Here is a 15566-nt window from a genome sequence, read left to right as displayed (position 1 = left end):
CCCAGTAACTTGTGGATGGCTTTTTGTTTGTACCCGGCATGTTATCAGTAACTGCTCGCCGTGGTTAACAGTTCAATAGCCTCGGCGCCCAGATCAAGCCGGGCCGCTTTAGCCAGGTCGTTCAATTGCTGTATACCGGTGGCGCTTGCAATAGGGGCAGTTATCCCCGGCCTCGCCATAACCCAGGCCAGCGCAACGCTTGCAGGCGTGGTATTATATTCTTCTGCAATTTTATCCAAAGCGGCTAAAATTTTATAACCACGGCCATTCAGGTATTTTTTTACGCCCGCGCCGCGTTTGCTTTTACTCAGATCATCTTCTGAGCGATACTTTCCTGTAAGGAAACCACTGGCCAGCGAGTAATAGGTGATTACGCCTACGGTGTTTTCCCTGCATAACGATTCGTATTGCCGCTCGTAGTCCTCCCGGTCGTATAAGTTATACTCGGGCTGCAGTGTCTCGTAACGGGCCAAACCGTTATCCTTGCTTACCTGTAAAGCCTCGCGAAACCTGTCTGCGCTGTAATTTGATGCGCCGATAGTTCGTACTTTTCCTTGCTTTATGAGGTTATCAAAGGTCGCCATCGTTTCGGCCAGTGGTGTGCCCGGGTCATCTTCGTGCGATTGATAAAGGTCGATATAATCTGTTTGCAACCGCTTCAATGAATCTTCTACGGCACGGGTAATGTAATTTTTTGACAGGCCTTTTTTCCCATCGCCCATAGGCTTACCCACCTTCGTGGCCAGGATTATTTTATCGCGTTTGCCACCCTGTTTTAGCCAGTTGCCAATGATGGCTTCAGATTCGCCGCCGGTATTCCCCGGCACCCATTTTGAGTAAACGTCTGCCGTATCAACAAAGTCGAACCCGGCATCAACAAAGGCATCAAGCAAAGCGAAAGAAACCTTTTGGTCAGCTGTCCATCCAAATACATTTCCACCGAAACAAAAAGGCGCTACCTGTATGCCCGATCTTCCTAATTCACGCTTTTCCATATCCTTAAGTAATTATAAAGAACCTTTTACCTGCTCCGCCAGTTCGTCTACCCATCCTGAAAAGAATGGTTCCGATCCTCCTATGCGCTCCCAATTGCCATGTTCGTTGCGGGCAATGGTAAGCTGCAGGCTTCCGTCAAGGGCGTTAAATTGGTATATACCATTATTAATTTGTGTAACTATCCCGTTAACAGGAGTGTCAGAACCGGTAAGCACCGCTTCAAATTGTTGTTCCATAATGTAAGTTGTTTATATTTTTAACACTGCTTTACGCTTTGTGTTTGGACAGGTTTTAATTATAGAGCGCCGACTACTTGCGTGAAGGAATTGCAAGGGTACAGCCCCGGCAGCCGCGCTTTTTTATTTAACGTGTAACTGAAACTATTGGTGTTGCCTAACTGTTGATATAATAACCAATTAGTATTAAAATAACTATAATATGAAATATTTCCAGGTGGCACAGGGTGTATGGGGGATGCGCATTTATTTAGTAAACGTTTTTATGATAGCCAACAGGCGTGGCGCTGCCAGGGGATGGGTTTTGGTTGACGCCGGTATTAAGGGCGCTGCCAGCAAGATAATTGCTATGGCCGAAGCCTTGTTTGGGCCGGGTACAAAGCCAGCCGCCATAATACTCACTCACGGCCACCCCGATCATACCGGCGCGCTGCCTGAGTTGTTAAAATATTGGGATGTGCCCGTATATGCCCATCATATGGAATTGCCTTACTTAACAGGCCGTTCATCGTACCCACCGGCCGACCCTGAAGTAGGCGGGGGGCTAATGTCGTTAATGTCGTGGATATGGCGCACAAAACCACTGAATATTAGTCGCAACGTTCGCGAAATTGACCTTTACGACGGCATCCCAGAACTGCCCGAATGGAAGGTGGTACATACACCCGGGCACACGCCGGGGCATATCTCGCTGTTTTTCCCGTTGAACACCACCCTGATAGCCGGCGACGCGTTTACCACTACCGAGGCGGAATCCGCCTTATCGGTACTAACTTATCATAAAAAGGTGAGCGGCCCGCCAAAGTATTTTACCACCGACTGGATAGCGGCGGCAAAATCTGTACGGAAGCTGGCCGCCCTGCAGCCCCGTATCGCGGCAACCGGCCACGGCGGTGTAATGCGTGGTAAGGAACTATCTGCCGGGTTAAACCTCCTGGCTAACCGTTTTGAAAGTATTGCAGTGCCGCAAAGTGGCCGGTACGTTGGGCATGGTGCCGTAGCCGACGAAAATGGCGTGCGTTACATACCACCTTATACGGGTACTTTAAAACGTAACGCGGCCGTTGCTGCCGCGGCTACCATACTTGGTTTTTTACTGGTGCGCAAAGCGGCAAAGGTGTGGGGGTAAGCGTATATTATCCTAACTTTACAGTGTGGAAAATATAGTGCCTGACCCGCAGATATTAATTGATATTGTAAACACCCGCATGCCCTTCGGCAAGTATAAAAATACCCTGCTTTGTGATATGCCTATCAGTTACCTGGAGTGGCTGTACAAAAAGGGCTTCCCGACGGGTAAGCTGGGCATGATGCTGAGCACTGTTTTTGAGATAAAAACCAACGGTGTAGACCAGATACTGCGGCAGATAAAACAGCGGTACGGTGGCAGGACATAGAGATGGTTTACAGCATTTATTCAATTTAGGCCTGTTAAGGCGTCTGGTGAAGGCACGGCTTAAGAAGTGAGGGTTGGAGCATAATTATCTCCATTTAACCATTACTCAATTCCCAAGAGAAGCAACCAAACATTTACTGCTGGTAAACCTCTTTATTAGCCGAAGCTAGCGTGTTTTTTAGTAAACCAATAATGGTCATCAAGCCCACGCCGCCAGGCACAGGGGTTATCCATGAGGCTTTTGGGGCAACGCCTTCAAAATCCACATCTCCGTACAGTTTAAAGCCCGATTTGGTTAGGGTCGAGGTTTCCCGGTTCATGCCCACGTCAACCACTACAACGCCATCCTTAACCATATCAGCGGTAATAAAGTTCTTCTTGCCAATGGCTACAATAAGAATATCCGCGTCAAGCGTGAATTTTTTTATATCCGGTGTGCGGCTGTGGCAAATGGTAACTGTGCAGTTACCCGGGGTTGTGTTACGTGCCATCAGTATACTCATGGGCGAACCCACAATATTGCTGCGACCCACCACTACACAATGCTTTCCTACAGTATCAATACCGTATTCCTTAAACATCAGCGTAATTCCGTAAGGCGTTGCAGGTATAAACGACGGCAGGTTGCGCTGCATACGGCCCAGGTTTACCGGGTGAAAACCATCCACATCCTTTTTGGGATCGATGCGTTCGGTAACTTTCTCAGGATCGATATGTTTGGGCAGTGGTAATTGTACAATAATGCCGTCAATATCCTGGTCTGCATTTAATTCGGCTACTTTAGCAAGTAATTCTTCCTCGGTAACATCATCCTCATAACGCGCCAGCGTTGATTTAAAGCCCACCTTTTCGCAATTCTTCATCTTGCTGGCAACGTAAGTTTCGCTGCCGCCATCGTGGCCAACCAATACGGCGACAAGGTGCGGTTTACGGCCCGTGCGCTCCAGTATTTTAGCTGCTTCATCAGCTATTTCTACCTTTAATTTTTCTGATACGTATTTTCCGTCGAGTAACTGCATATAACCCCCTAACCCCCTGAAAGGGGAACAATAGTTTGTATGTTTATATAATACCCAATCCCGAATGCTTTTCAAAAGCTCCCCTTCAGGGGGCTGGGGGGCTTAATCTAACTTCAATACCGCCATAAACGCCGATTGTGGTATCTCTACATTACCCACCTGGCGCATGCGTTTTTTACCGGCCTTTTGTTTTTCTAACAATTTACGCTTACGCGATATATCGCCACCGTAACATTTTGCGGTAACATCCTTACGCATTGCCTTAACCGTTTCGCGGGCGATGATCTTGGCGCCGATAGATGCTTGTATGATGATCTCGAATTGCTGACGTGGTAAAAGCTCTTTCAATTTTTCGCAGATCTTTTTGCCAAAATCGTAAGAATTACTGCGGTGGATAAGGGATGAAAGTGCATCCACAGGTTCGGCATTTAAGCGTATATCCAGCTTTACCAGGTCGCTCTGGCGATAGCCTATCTGGTGATAATCGAACGAGGCATAACCTTTTGAAATGGTTTTTAGCTTATCATAAAAATCGAATACGATCTCGCCCATCGGCATTTCAAAAACCAGTTCCACGCGGTCGGAGGTAAGGTACGATTGATTGACGATCATACCCCGCTTTTGTATACAAAGTGACATTACCGGGCCTACGAAGTCGGACTTTGTAATAATAGTAGCTTTAATAAAGGGCTCCTCTACAAAATCGATCTTGCTTGGATCGGGCAGGTCCGACGGGTTGTTCACCAGCAGTTCCTTGCCTTTGGTATCGTGTGCTATGTATGATACGTTCGGCACGGTGGTGATCACCGTCATGTTAAACTCGCGCTCCAAACGCTCCTGAATGATCTCCATGTGCAGCATCCCCAGGAAACCGCAACGGAAACCAAAGCCTAACGCTGCAGACGATTCTGGTTCAAATACCAGCGATGCATCGTTCAATTGCAATTTGGCCATGGATTCGCGCAGCTCTTCGTAATCCTCGGTATCAACCGGGTAGATTCCTGCAAACACCATCGGCTTTACCTCTTCAAAACCTTGTATGCCCTGCTCGCAAGGGCGGTCGATAGTGGTAATAGTGTCGCCAACCTTTACTTCACGCGCTTCTTTTATACCAGAAATGATGTAACCCACATCGCCGGTCTTTATAACATCTTTTGGTAGTTGTTTAAGCTTTAGCGTGCCCACTTCATCGGCGATGTATTCCTTTTCGGTAGCTACAAATTTTACCTTGTCGCCTTTTTTGATCTCGCCGTTAACCACTTTAAAATAAGCGATGATGCCGCGGAAAGAATTAAATACCGAGTCGAATATTAATGCCTGCAGCGGTGCGGCGGGATCGCCGACAGGGGCGGGTACACGCTCTACAATGGCGCGCAAAATATCATGCACGCCCATGCCCGTTTTGCCCGATGCAGCTAAAATCTCTTCGCGTTTGCAGCCTATCAGGTCAACAATCTGGTCTTTAACTTCTTCGGGCATGGCCCCGGGCAGGTCCATTTTGTTGAGTACCGGGATAATTTCCAGGTCGTTCTCTAAGGCTAAGTACAGGTTAGATATAGTTTGCGCCTGTATGCCCTGTGCGGCATCCACAATCAGCAATGCGCCCTCGCAGGCTGCTATTGAGCGCGATACCTCGTATGAAAAGTCGACGTGACCGGGGGTGTCTATCAGGTTCAGGATATACTTTTGCCCATCCAACTCATAATCCATTTGTATAGCGTGGCTTTTAATGGTAATGCCGCGCTCGCGCTCCAGGTCCATATCGTCAAGCAATTGCGCCTGACTTTCGCGCTGGGTAATGGTATTGGTATATTCTAATAACCTATCGGCAAGGGTGCTTTTGCCGTGGTCAATGTGTGCTATGATACAAAAATTACGTATGTGCTTCATTCAAGCGCAAAAATAACTTTTTAAGCGGATAAATTGGTATCTACTTATCAATTAGGTATAAGGATACTAAACAAGTTTACTTACGGGGCCGCCTGCACAAAAATCGGCGTTTCGGTAGCTTTAACAGTTACCTTGCCGTTTACTGTGTTCACGTAATTACTGTGCATGGTATCGGCGCCGGGTTTAAGGGTATAAATTGTGGCGTGTTTAGCATTGCCCAGGTCTAAAATATAATCAGCGGTACGCCCTTTCTGGTCGGGCACGGTAAGCACATATATTATATTATTACCCTGTTGATATTTATCTACCAGCGGGTCGGCATTAATGGTGCCTTTATAAATATAATTCCCCATCAACGTTGTTGTTTGCACTATATAATCGGCAGCGGGGCGGCGTTTTGTACCTTCGGCCAGGCCGGATGTGGCATATTGCTCAGGATCATTGGGTGTGGCATCAAACAACTGGTAAAAGAACAATTGTTTGATACCATGGCGGGCATACATTAACGATGAACGCAGAACCCAGTCGGCCTGGGTTACCAATGGGCTTTTATTACCTATTGGTGGCGCGTGCTGATAACTTTGCTGGTTTATATCGTAGCCTGTTTCGGTTACCCAAACCTCTGGTTTGTTCTTTAGTCCGTTTGCCAATCTTACAAAATCATCTGCCACCTTTCCCGAAATGGTAAGCTCGGGCGCAACACCAGTGGATGCGCGCTGATGGGTAAAAATATTGCCGTCGTTTGCATAAAGGTGGTAATTGATAACATCAAAACATAGGTTTATGCTACCGTCTGTTTTAAGGCCGCGGTTAACTTTGCACCATTTTATCATCCGCTGCACGTAGCTAACATCAGCGGTAGCCAGCCCGCCCATTACTACGATCATATTCGGGTCAGCTGTTTTTACCCCGGCGTTATTGCCCAGCGTACCTTTATGCCCATCGTAAAAGGCCGACATATTGGCCGCATACTCCTCGGGCGTTTGGGTTGCTTTATCGCCTTTCCACCAGCGGTCAGGCTCGTTGCCGCACTCTATATATTTTATAAGTCCCAGGCCAATTTTAACATTGTTTACAGCGTCGTTGGTCCAACGGGGCCGATTGTCAACCTTTACCAGTGAAGGGTTTATATTGGCATTGGAACCGTACCGTGCAGCAAACTGAAAAGCGGTACGCGCTTGTACACCATACGATGCAGGCAGCAAACGGTTAGCCCTATAATTTATAGGTACATTCTCGTCGTCGCGTTCATCGGCAGGGTAGGTGTTCATCATCCAAACAGGCAGGTTTTTGATGTCAGCCAAAACCATTATGCCCTCCTGCTTGCAGCGACTGTAAATTACATCGTAGTACCAGCTGCCGTTATTGGTGGGGTTATAGGTATAATTACCCGGGGTGTTTTCCAGTTTGTTCCAGTTAAGATAGTGCCTTACAGCGCTGAAACTTTTAATGAGCGCCATGTTGGCCTCATAAATATGGCTTCGGTCGTTGGGAGCGGCCGGGTTTTCCAAAAAATTCCATTCATAGCCGTTCACCCCGAACATGTTTTTAAGGGGAGTTTTGTTGCTATCTATACCGTTGGGCTTTTGCGAATTGATAATTGCGACAGTATCTTTAACCGTTTGTTTATTACTTTGTACATCGCAACGCGAAAATACAAGCATTGCCGCCAATACGGTGCCGAACAATATACGTGTCTTCATTTCACTATCAGCAGTTAAGCTGTTGTTCAAATATATCTGCTTTGTAACTGTAATTATAATAATAGTTTTAAAGGGGATTATTTAAAGCAAACCACTACCTTTAGTACTCTTTTAAATAACCTTATTATGAAAAAATTATCATTTGTAATTGCCTTATTGATCATGGCCGGGAGTTCGGTTTTTGCACAGATCACCAAAGATCAAACCGTTGCCGAGTGGACGCGCGCTAAAGCTTATACCAAAGCCTATCTTGATGCTATGCCTGCCGACGGCTTCAGTTTTAAAGCAACACCCGAAGTGCGCACATTTGCCCAGCAATTTTTGCACTTAGCGGATGCCAACTACTTTTTTATTGCCACCGCGAGCGGAAAAGAGAGCCCAATGGGTAAAGGGGTATCGGTTGAAAAAACGGTAGCGCAAACCAAGGAGGCGACCACAAAAGCTGTAATGGACAGCTATGATTTTGCCATCAGCACCTTACAGGGTATGACTGATGCACAGTTTCAGGAAGAAATTGCCATGGGTACCAGAAAAGCAACCCGCGGGGTATTATTGGCTAAGGCGTTTGAGCACCAAACGCACCACCGCGGGCAGGCAACCATTTACCTGCGCTTAAAAGGCGTAACCCCACCGCCCGAGATGCTTTTCTAAAAAAGAACTTTAAATTGAAAATGCCATCCTGCTTACGTGGATGGCATTTTTTTTAACCGTATTGTTTACCATCCTTCAGCTATTTACTCAAACGATCCTAAGGGGCTTCCTATCTCGAAATATCTATCTTGATCTTGCGGCCTTTTATCTTTTCGTTCTTTACTAACGCGACAGTTCGTTCTATCAGATTTCGCTTTACAGCCGCGTACGATGAATGATCCAGCACTTCGATCAAGCCGAGGTCATCCTTAACCAGCTCACCTTTTTTTAGCAGCAGGCCTACAATATCTACTTTGTTGATCTTATCCTTTTTACCTGCGGCGATGTAAACCGTGGCCCAGGGCGAAAGCGGGGGAAGTGTTGTTTTAACCGGTAAAGCCTCCTCTTCGGGCATTTCATCCAAATAAGCGGGTTTTTCGCCGGGGGCAAGCAATAAATACGAAGTACCGGTAGCATGCATCCGCGCCGTGCGGCCATTACGATGCGTAAATGCCTCGTGGTTATGAGGCAATTGGTAATGTACCACATGCTCAATTTCGGGGATATCCAGCCCGCGTGATGCCAGGTCGGTGGTGATTAACACACGGTGACTGCCATTCCTGAATTTTAACAGCGCCCGCTCGCGGTCGTCCTGCTCCATGCCGCCGTGAAAAATATCGTGCGGCAGGCCCATATCGTAAAGCAAGTCGCTGATGCGGTCAACCGCCTCGCGGTGGTTGCAAAATATCAAAGTTGGTTTATCAGCTATTTTGCATATAAGAGCAAAGAGCGCGTCGAGCCTGTCGGCAGGTTCGCATATCACTACCTTTTGTTTAAGGGTTGAGGTAGTTACTGTATTGCCCAGGTAATTCAGCCTGGACGGGTTATTAACACCGGCGAACGATGGTATCTCGTCCATTGCTGTGGCCGATGTAAGTATGCGTTTTTTTACCATAGGTAACTCGCCGATGATGTATGCCATGTCTGCCTGAAAACCAAACTCTAACGCCTTGTCAAATTCGTCCAGTATCAACGTTGTAATGGCGCCGGTCTCAAAGGTTTGGCGACGGATGTGATGTGCGATCCGGCCCGGTGTACCAACAATCACAGAAGGTGGCTGCGTAAGACTGTTCAACTCTATCTTCAGCGGGTGCCCACCGTAAAAACAACTTATCTTAAAGCCGCTGCCCATTCCGCGAAAAACCTGTTCTATCTGCAAGGCAAGTTCACGCGAAGGAACCATTATCATTACCTGTACAGCTGGAATATCAGCAGTTAGCCGGTTTAGCAACGGCAGTAAAAAGCCCAGCGTTTTACCCGAACCGGTAGGCGCCAGCAACACCACATCGCCTTTTTCGGCAGCCTTAATGGCGGCCTCCTGCATTGGGTTAAGATTATTTATTTTAAGGTTGCGGAGGGCTTGCTGTATCATGCGGTATGGATGAAGAAGAGACAAAGATAGGCTAAAAGGTGGTACTTAATTATCAATAGGACGGGCGGTGTCCCGTTTATGGTATTTACGTGCAAAATACCACGCAGAAAACAAGGTGAGCAATAAGCCGGCTGCCGATAGTGCTACTACACTGTTGCTGAAAAAGGTAACCCAGTTAAGTTTTACGCTAAACACTTCTTTTGAGAACAATACGCCTACACTACCTATATAGCCAAATGAATCGGCAAGGTAAATCAGGAAACCTACATTGCCCGCGTACCTGAATGTAGCGATAAGCCTTTCAAAAAAAACGGCGTTAAAAGGGATATAAACCATGTAAAGGCCCAGGCCTACGGTGGTCATCCACCAGATGGGTGCAAGGCCGCCGTTTATAAATATAAGGGTGGAGGTGCCCGCTATTAAAAAACCCAAGGCTATAAATATATGCGCGGTAATCAACGCCCGGTAGCTGTTCCTGATCATTACCATACTGCCAATAAGCGCCAGTATCACCAGTGTAATAGGTGTTTCTGTTTTAGAAAATATGGCCGGCTGATTAAAAAATCCCATTTCTTTCCACATTTCCGCACCGAAATTATCGCGGATATCTCTAAAAATGGTGGCAAATGTATAGATGACTATGCAAGCCGTTAAACCGGGTAAAAAGGCACGGACGAAGTTTTTCCGTTGTGCCTTGCTCATGGGGGTTCGTTCCATTCGGTGGGCGATGTCGCTCGCGTCCGGATCAGGGATCTTTTCCATCAGGTAAATAAACAACAGGAGGGGCGTCGCAAACACAAGGCCCGTGAAAAAAGGCACCCAAAATTCAGTGATATTAAACGCCAGCATTAGCCAGCCACCAACCGACCGCACAAACCCCGAAGCGAAAATAAAACTTACAGCCAGGGCAGCCCCAATAAAATCAGTACCGCGCCTGCCCTCTATATAAGAAAAAACCACTCCCCAAAGCATTCCAAGCGGAAAGCCATTGATGAATAAAAACACAATATTATAAGGTACCGGCACCCATGCAAAAAATAACCAGCTAAACCAGGCAATGCCCGTAAGCAGCATAATAACTGCGCCACGCCCGCTGCGCTTTAGTTCGGCAATGTACTTTACACCAAAAAATTTGGCCAGCATATAACCCAGCAGCTGGCTGATCACCAACAGGGTTTTGTAACTATAACCGGCCACCGTTATACCATCAAATGTGGCCACTGTAAATGATTTACGAAACCCGAATATCATGGTATAGGCCAAGAATACCGTTATTGCTGCGTATATGCTTACCTGCAATGGCGTGCCGTTGATTTTGGCGGGTTTTAAAAGCATGATTAAGTTTATCGGTTAAAATAAATCATTTTTACTTACCTGAAAACCCTTGGGCATAATTATTTGCTTAATATTTGAATTGTGCGCAGTTTTGCTAAATAATTTTATAAAACAGCATTTTACCCAATTGATGAAAAATATTGTTTATTTAAGTACAGCCGTTAAATTACTGCACGAAAACCAACTGTTTGATATTTTACATAATTCCAGGCAGCATAATGCGGCAGTGGGTATTTCGGGTGTTTTACTGTACGCTGATGGAAATTTCATACAGGTTATTGAGGGGAAGGATAGCGTGATTGACGCGCTGTACGCCAGGATACAGGCCGACCAACGCCATACCAATATTATTAAGCTGATTGATGAGCCCATTGCCGAAAAGAACTTTTCTGAATGGCTTATGGGCTTTGCGGTAACGGATATTACTAAAGCTGAAAAGTTACTCGGATACTTAAAATCCGTTGCCGATCTTGATTTAAACAAGCGTAACAGCAGCGTGGTGGCCGCTATCAAAAACTTTATTGAAAATAACCGGCTTAATGTAGAATAAAGTTGCTTTAACGGTGTGGTTTTTACCTGAGCGCTTATCATATAAAAATGCCTCCCTGACATTCAGGAAGGCATCATACCTATCTTGGTAAAAAAAGACACGATCAACTGTATCTGCACAGTTATTTATTCGCCTCTTTTTAAACCGAACTTCTCTATCTTACTGTATAAGTGGCTTCGCTGGATGTCAATATCGTCGGCGGTTTTAGAAACGTTCCAGTTGTTTTTTTCCAGCTTGAATTTGATGTATTCGCGCTCGGCATAATCTTTATATTCCTGGAAATTGGTAAACTGGTCAAAATCTGTTTGCGGCGCCGCTGCGGTGGCAGTGGCAACTGCAGGTGCAGATGGGTTTGCAAAGGCTTTAACATCGTTATCGGTAATGATCTTATCGCTCAGTATTATTAACCGCTCAACCATATTACGCAGCTCGCGGATATTACCCGTCCACGGCAGTGCCTTAAGCGCCTCAACAGCGGCATCCGATATCTTTTTAGGCGGCATGCCGTATTCGCTGCATATCTCTTCTAAAAAACTTTGCGTCAGCAAGCCAATATCATCGCGGCGCTCTATAAGCGGCGGTACATGTATCAGGATAACGCTCAGACGATGGTATAAGTCCATACGGAAATTACCCGCCTCAATCTCTTTTAGCAAATCTTTATTGGTTGCAGCCACTACCCGTACATCCACGTCAATTTCCTTTTCGCCGCCTACACGGGTGATTTTGCTTTCCTGCAGGGCGCGCAAAACTTTAGCCTGTGCAGACTGGCTCATGTCGCCGATCTCGTCCAGGAAAAGTGTGCCGCCATTGGCACTTTCAAACTTACCGATACGTTGTTTTATGGCAGAGGTGAACGATCCCTTCTCGTGTCCAAAAAGTTCGCTCTCGATCAACTCTGATGGAATCGCCGCGCAGTTAACCTCGATGATTGGGCCGTTTGACCGGTTTGACTTTTCGTGCAGCCAGCGTGCAACAAGCTCTTTACCACTGCCATTGGCCCCGGTTATCAATACCCGGGCATCGGTTGGGCCCACGCGATCGATAGTTTCCTTTATCTTAACAATAGCCTGCGATTCCCCTAATATAGGGCGCACTTTTGAAACTTTGCGCTTCAGTACCTTGGCTTCAACAACCAGGCTTCCCCTGTCAAGGGCGTTACGAACGGTTATCAGCAGGCGGTTTAGATCAGGCGGTTTGGATATAAAATCGAACGCGCCTTTTTTGCTGGCTTCTACAGCGGTTTCAACCGTACCGTGTCCGGAGATCATGATGAACGGCAGGTCGGGTCTTAGGGCAAGGCCTTCGGTAAGCACCTCCATACCATCCATGCGGTTCATTTTAATATCGCATAGTACCAGGTCGTAGTCGTTTTTACCTATAAGTTCAAGGCCATCTACGCCGTTGTCAACATCTTCAACAATGTAATCTTCATACTCTAATATCTCACGCAGGGTATTGCGTATTGCCCGCTCGTCATCAATTATTAAAATTTTTGCCATGTGTTTCTTAAACTGAAAAAAGGGTAGAATGTTTGAGCGGCTAATATATAAAATTGTATAGTATTACGCACACTTTTTTCATTACCACGTCGTAGCGGCGGTAAGAATTAAATATCAAGACCAATAAATAACCGGGCATGCATTATTATCCCTCGCAGATCCCTTCGCACTTTTTCGCGTCTTTGTATTAACAAAAAACCCCCTTTACGGGGGTTTTTACAGCAGCAAATCTGTAAGCCGGGTTCTGTACTCTTGTAAGAGTTTCTATCATTAATCTGGTCCTGCCGTTGCCGGCAGGATCTATCAACCTACCCATTCTGACGATCCCTAAGGACACGGGTGCGAGCAGCACCGCTTTCAGAACCTATTTGGTTTTTCAACTCCTAAGGTTTACCGCAATTCCGGTCGCCCGGAAAAGCCGTGAGCTCTTACCTCACGTTTTCACCCTTACCCATATCCCGATAGCTATCGGGATATGGGCGGTATATTCTCTGTGGCACTGGCTGTCGCCCGCTGCGGGCGCCTTCCTGTTAGGAAGCAGGATGCTCTGCGTTGCCCGGACTTTCCTCTTCAGTTCAAGCCTGAAGCGATAGAACGTTTTGCAGGCATAAAGGTACGTATTTCCCAGCAGTTGACAGATAATAGTTGTAGTAGCTTTGACTATAAATTATCAACTATTTGCATGCTGACAAACCGGCATCGACATCCTCGCCGGTAATAGTACCCATTTTGTTGCCGAACGAGTTACCCATAAAAGTGAGCACTTTGGCGATGTCTATAGATGGCATATCAATATTGGCGGGCATAGCACCTTCATAAGCCCTGCCGTTTACGGTTACAATGGTTTCTTTTATGCCATATTTTACAAAACAACCCAGTTTAGATTTGTTCTTTTTCAGGTAAGCGGTATCAGTAAGGGGCGGTATCAGGTTTGACAGCCCTTCGCCGTTTGCACCATGGCAATTCTGGCATTTTTCTTTATAAATTAAAGCGCCGCCGGTATAGTACCGCTTAAAATCCAGTTCGGCCTCGCTTTGGCACGACGCGGTTATTACTCCAATTATAAGGGATATAAATACAATTACCTTTAATTTCATTATTGGGCTATCTCGGTGTTAACCTCTGCGCGCAACGTCTTGATGTCGGCTATCATCGCGCTTACTTCCTTTTCGCTGGTACCATCGTACATGCCGCGGATACGCTTTTGCTTATCTACAAGTACAAAGTAGCCATCGTGCACAAAAACTTGTTTAGCGTCGGGGCCGGGGCGTTTAACCAGGTAATCCTGCGATATATTGTAGGTTTTATCTTTATCGCCCTGAAGCAGCCACCAGTTGTTGCCGCTGATACCCAATTTATCGGCATATTTTTTCAGAACGGCCACGGTGTCGTGTTTAGGGTCGATGGTGTGCGATATGATCTTAAAGTCAGGCACGTTCTTAAACTCGCTATATACCTTTAGCATGTTGCGATGCATAATAGGGCATATAGAAGGGCAGGTAGTGAAAAAAAAGTCGGCCACGTAAATGTCCCCTTTAAGACTGTTTTGGGTTATGGTATCCCCGTACTGGTTCACAAACTTAAAGTCGGGAATGGTGTGGTATATGGTATCGGTAACCTGTTTGCCATTAACGGTTTTGCTTACTGCATCGCGGTTGCCCAATATTGGCAACTTAGGTTTACCCGCATCGTTAAATTTACAACCGGCTAAGGCAATGGCTACCAATAGCGTCGCAGCTATCTTTTTCATTTGGTTTTATTTTGTTTGATAAACTTACTTGCATTTGCCACAACAATGTTGAAATTACTGTCAATAGCATCAATTTTTTTCTTTTCGGCGGTAAGGTAGGTCATTATCTCGTCATGGCTTTTACCTTTATTTTCCGCGTCGAAACCGTGCATCCAGTTTTCCATACGTGAATCGGCACTATCCAGTTCGGTGATGTGGAGTTTTGCGCTATCGGTTACGTGTGCCGATATATTCGCCTTTATCAAAGTATCAAGCTGCATTTTGTTGATCATGATCAGGTTTTCCTTTTCCATCACCCGGTCGTGCACTTTTATGACTTCGTTAAGCATGTCTGTTTCCTGTTTCTTTTTATCTGTGCAGCTAAACAGCACAAAGCTTACACATAAAGCGACAATAATTTTTTTCATTTTATGATGATGGTGTTTGATTTAAATCACGCGCGTAAAAAATATAATCGGTTACCGGTAATTCGGTGCCGGCCAATTTAAGATATACACCGGCCTGCGCTCTGTGGTGGGTGCCATGGTTTATTAAATGTGCCAATATATCACTCAATTTATCATGGTAGGTTATACCTTTTAAATTTTGATAGGTAACAACGGCATCAAAATCCGGTGGTTGCAATGTTTCCAGATAGCTTATCCACTCCGTATGGTTTTCATCGATGATAACCCCGAGCTCGCTGGCAGTCCAAGCAGGCCACAAGGGCCCTCCGGGAGCAGGCAACCCTTTGCAACGCTTAAGCCAAATTTGCTGCGCCGCAAGCATGTGGGCCATCAGTTGTATGGGCTTGCCGGTTTGGCCGCTTTGCAATATCAGGTGGCTTATTTTGCTGCTGGCAATATGGTCGTAGTTAAGCAGGCGGATAAAATAGCTTTTCATCGACAGTAAAAATACGCATACTGCATTTATTTCATAATACATTTGGCGCTATATAGTACAAATGTGCAGGCGATTGGAAAAATTTACATTGTAAAGGCACAAACTTAAAAACCCGGGCAATGTTAACAATTACATAACCTCGCAATTATTATAACTAAACACACCCGCGCTATATTTGAATAAACATTAACCAAACTCCCATGAATATCATCAAAAAACTGGCCGCCATAATAAGCGACCTGCGC

Annotated in this window: 16 protein-coding genes and 1 other RNA gene; 4 read left to right on the top strand and 13 right to left on the bottom strand. The window is 45.9% G+C overall.

Features of this window, described 5'->3' with window-relative positions:
* Positions 1-44 precede the first annotated feature (44 nt).
* Positions 45-995 carry an aldo/keto reductase gene (locus tag GWR56_RS17340; RefSeq protein ID WP_162432463.1) on the bottom strand — a complete coding sequence of 317 codons (951 nt, stop codon included), beginning with the start codon at positions 993-995 and terminating at the stop codon, positions 45-47.
* Positions 996-1007: 12 nt separating this feature from the next.
* Positions 1008-1232: a hypothetical protein gene (locus GWR56_RS17335; protein WP_162432462.1), complete on the bottom strand. Its 225-nt coding sequence runs from the start codon at positions 1230-1232 to the stop codon at positions 1008-1010.
* 202 nt (positions 1233-1434) lie between these two features.
* Here GWR56_RS17335 and GWR56_RS17330 point away from each other — a divergent pair, with 202 nt between their 5' ends.
* Both GWR56_RS17330 and GWR56_RS17325 read left to right on the top strand, forming a co-directional pair.
* A complete protein-coding gene (locus GWR56_RS17330) occupies positions 1435-2361 on the top strand; it encodes an MBL fold metallo-hydrolase (RefSeq protein ID WP_162432461.1) in 927 nt (308 codons plus the stop codon).
* A 25-nt stretch (positions 2362-2386) separates the two neighbouring features.
* Positions 2387-2629, top strand: a complete 243-nt coding sequence (locus GWR56_RS17325; RefSeq protein ID WP_238395258.1) for a DUF3820 family protein — start codon at positions 2387-2389, stop codon at positions 2627-2629.
* A gap of 133 nt (positions 2630-2762) precedes the next feature.
* Here GWR56_RS17325 and GWR56_RS17320 read toward each other — a convergent pair whose 3' ends face one another.
* The 3 genes from GWR56_RS17320 to GWR56_RS17310 form a co-directional block, all read right to left on the bottom strand.
* On the bottom strand, positions 2763-3647 hold the full coding sequence (locus tag GWR56_RS17320; protein ID WP_162432460.1) for a bifunctional 5,10-methylenetetrahydrofolate dehydrogenase/5,10-methenyltetrahydrofolate cyclohydrolase: 885 nt from the start codon (positions 3645-3647) through the stop codon (positions 2763-2765).
* 102 nt (positions 3648-3749) lie between these two features.
* Positions 3750-5537: a translation elongation factor 4 gene (gene lepA / locus GWR56_RS17315; protein WP_162432459.1), complete on the bottom strand. Its 1788-nt coding sequence runs from the start codon at positions 5535-5537 to the stop codon at positions 3750-3752.
* Positions 5538-5617: 80 nt separating this feature from the next.
* On the bottom strand, positions 5618-7240 hold the full coding sequence (locus tag GWR56_RS17310) for a hypothetical protein (protein WP_162432458.1): 1623 nt from the start codon (positions 7238-7240) through the stop codon (positions 5618-5620).
* 126 nt (positions 7241-7366) lie between these two features.
* Between GWR56_RS17310 and GWR56_RS17305 the strand changes: the two genes are divergently transcribed.
* Positions 7367-7891, top strand: a complete 525-nt coding sequence (locus tag GWR56_RS17305; protein WP_162432457.1) for a DinB family protein — start codon at positions 7367-7369, stop codon at positions 7889-7891.
* 109 nt (positions 7892-8000) lie between these two features.
* On the opposite strand, the gene GWR56_RS17300 is transcribed toward GWR56_RS17305, so the two are convergent.
* The gene (locus GWR56_RS17300; protein WP_162432456.1) at positions 8001-9302 is read right to left on the bottom strand and encodes a DEAD/DEAH box helicase; all 1302 of its coding nucleotides are present in this window, start codon (positions 9300-9302) and stop codon (positions 8001-8003) included.
* A 45-nt stretch (positions 9303-9347) separates the two neighbouring features.
* On the bottom strand, positions 9348-10637 hold the full coding sequence (locus GWR56_RS17295; protein ID WP_162432455.1) for a DUF5690 family protein: 1290 nt from the start codon (positions 10635-10637) through the stop codon (positions 9348-9350).
* 130 nt (positions 10638-10767) lie between these two features.
* Between GWR56_RS17295 and GWR56_RS17290 the strand changes: the two genes are divergently transcribed.
* Positions 10768-11187 carry a BLUF domain-containing protein gene (locus tag GWR56_RS17290; RefSeq protein WP_162432454.1) on the top strand — a complete coding sequence of 140 codons (420 nt, stop codon included), beginning with the start codon at positions 10768-10770 and terminating at the stop codon, positions 11185-11187.
* Between the two features lie 125 nt (positions 11188-11312).
* On the opposite strand, the gene GWR56_RS17285 is transcribed toward GWR56_RS17290, so the two are convergent.
* The 6 genes from GWR56_RS17285 to GWR56_RS17260 form a co-directional block, all read right to left on the bottom strand.
* The gene (locus GWR56_RS17285; RefSeq protein WP_162432453.1) at positions 11313-12689 is read right to left on the bottom strand and encodes a sigma-54 dependent transcriptional regulator; all 1377 of its coding nucleotides are present in this window, start codon (positions 12687-12689) and stop codon (positions 11313-11315) included.
* A gap of 217 nt (positions 12690-12906) precedes the next feature.
* Positions 12907-13295: RNase P RNA component class A (gene rnpB, locus GWR56_RS17280), an RNA gene on the bottom strand.
* Between the two features lie 68 nt (positions 13296-13363).
* Entirely contained in the window at positions 13364-13786 is a 423-nt protein-coding gene (locus GWR56_RS17275; protein WP_162432452.1) for a cytochrome c, read from the bottom strand.
* Complete coding sequence (locus GWR56_RS17270; protein ID WP_162432451.1) at positions 13786-14439, bottom strand: SCO family protein; 654 nt, start codon at positions 14437-14439, stop codon at positions 13786-13788. Before GWR56_RS17270 ends, GWR56_RS17275 begins: the two co-directional genes overlap by 1 nt.
* Positions 14436-14846: a hypothetical protein gene (locus tag GWR56_RS17265; RefSeq protein ID WP_162432450.1), complete on the bottom strand. Its 411-nt coding sequence runs from the start codon at positions 14844-14846 to the stop codon at positions 14436-14438. Before GWR56_RS17265 ends, GWR56_RS17270 begins: the two co-directional genes overlap by 4 nt.
* Position 14847: 1 nt before the next feature.
* Positions 14848-15321, bottom strand: coding sequence for a DinB family protein (locus GWR56_RS17260; RefSeq protein WP_162432449.1), 474 nt, complete (start codon positions 15319-15321; stop codon positions 14848-14850).
* Positions 15322-15566 lie beyond the last annotated feature (245 nt).

Source organism: Mucilaginibacter sp. 14171R-50, assembly GCF_010093045.1.
Classification (GTDB): Bacteria; Bacteroidota; Bacteroidia; order Sphingobacteriales; family Sphingobacteriaceae; genus Mucilaginibacter.
This window is presented reverse-complemented; position numbering and strand designations above follow the sequence as displayed.

What these genes read in the sequence shown, in the direction of transcription:
- GWR56_RS17305 (WP_162432457.1), top strand. Translation starts at nt 7,367, where the DNA reads ATGAAAAAATTATCATTTGTAATTGCCTTATTGATCATGGCCGGGAGT.
- GWR56_RS17275 (WP_162432452.1), bottom strand. Translation starts at nt 13,786, where the DNA reads ATGAAATTAAAGGTAATTGTATTTATATCCCTTATAATTGGAGTAATA.
- GWR56_RS17270 (WP_162432451.1), bottom strand. Translation starts at nt 14,439, where the DNA reads ATGAAAAAGATAGCTGCGACGCTATTGGTAGCCATTGCCTTAGCCGGT.
- GWR56_RS17265 (WP_162432450.1), bottom strand. Translation starts at nt 14,846, where the DNA reads ATGAAAAAAATTATTGTCGCTTTATGTGTAAGCTTTGTGCTGTTTAGC.
- GWR56_RS17335 (WP_162432462.1), bottom strand. Translation starts at nt 1,232, where the DNA reads ATGGAACAACAATTTGAAGCGGTGCTTACCGGTTCTGACACTCCTGTT.
- GWR56_RS17340 (WP_162432463.1), bottom strand. Translation starts at nt 995, where the DNA reads ATGGAAAAGCGTGAATTAGGAAGATCGGGCATACAGGTAGCGCCTTTT.
- GWR56_RS17260 (WP_162432449.1), bottom strand. Translation starts at nt 15,321, where the DNA reads ATGAAAAGCTATTTTATCCGCCTGCTTAACTACGACCATATTGCCAGC.
- GWR56_RS17295 (WP_162432455.1), bottom strand. Translation starts at nt 10,637, where the DNA reads ATGCTTTTAAAACCCGCCAAAATCAACGGCACGCCATTGCAGGTAAGC.
- GWR56_RS17320 (WP_162432460.1), bottom strand. Translation starts at nt 3,647, where the DNA reads ATGCAGTTACTCGACGGAAAATACGTATCAGAAAAATTAAAGGTAGAA.
- GWR56_RS17290 (WP_162432454.1), top strand. Translation starts at nt 10,768, where the DNA reads ATGAAAAATATTGTTTATTTAAGTACAGCCGTTAAATTACTGCACGAA.
- GWR56_RS17330 (WP_162432461.1), top strand. Translation starts at nt 1,435, where the DNA reads ATGAAATATTTCCAGGTGGCACAGGGTGTATGGGGGATGCGCATTTAT.
- lepA (WP_162432459.1), bottom strand. Translation starts at nt 5,537, where the DNA reads ATGAAGCACATACGTAATTTTTGTATCATAGCACACATTGACCACGGC.
- GWR56_RS17310 (WP_162432458.1), bottom strand. Translation starts at nt 7,240, where the DNA reads ATGAAGACACGTATATTGTTCGGCACCGTATTGGCGGCAATGCTTGTA.
- GWR56_RS17285 (WP_162432453.1), bottom strand. Translation starts at nt 12,689, where the DNA reads ATGGCAAAAATTTTAATAATTGATGACGAGCGGGCAATACGCAATACC.
- GWR56_RS17300 (WP_162432456.1), bottom strand. Translation starts at nt 9,302, where the DNA reads ATGATACAGCAAGCCCTCCGCAACCTTAAAATAAATAATCTTAACCCA.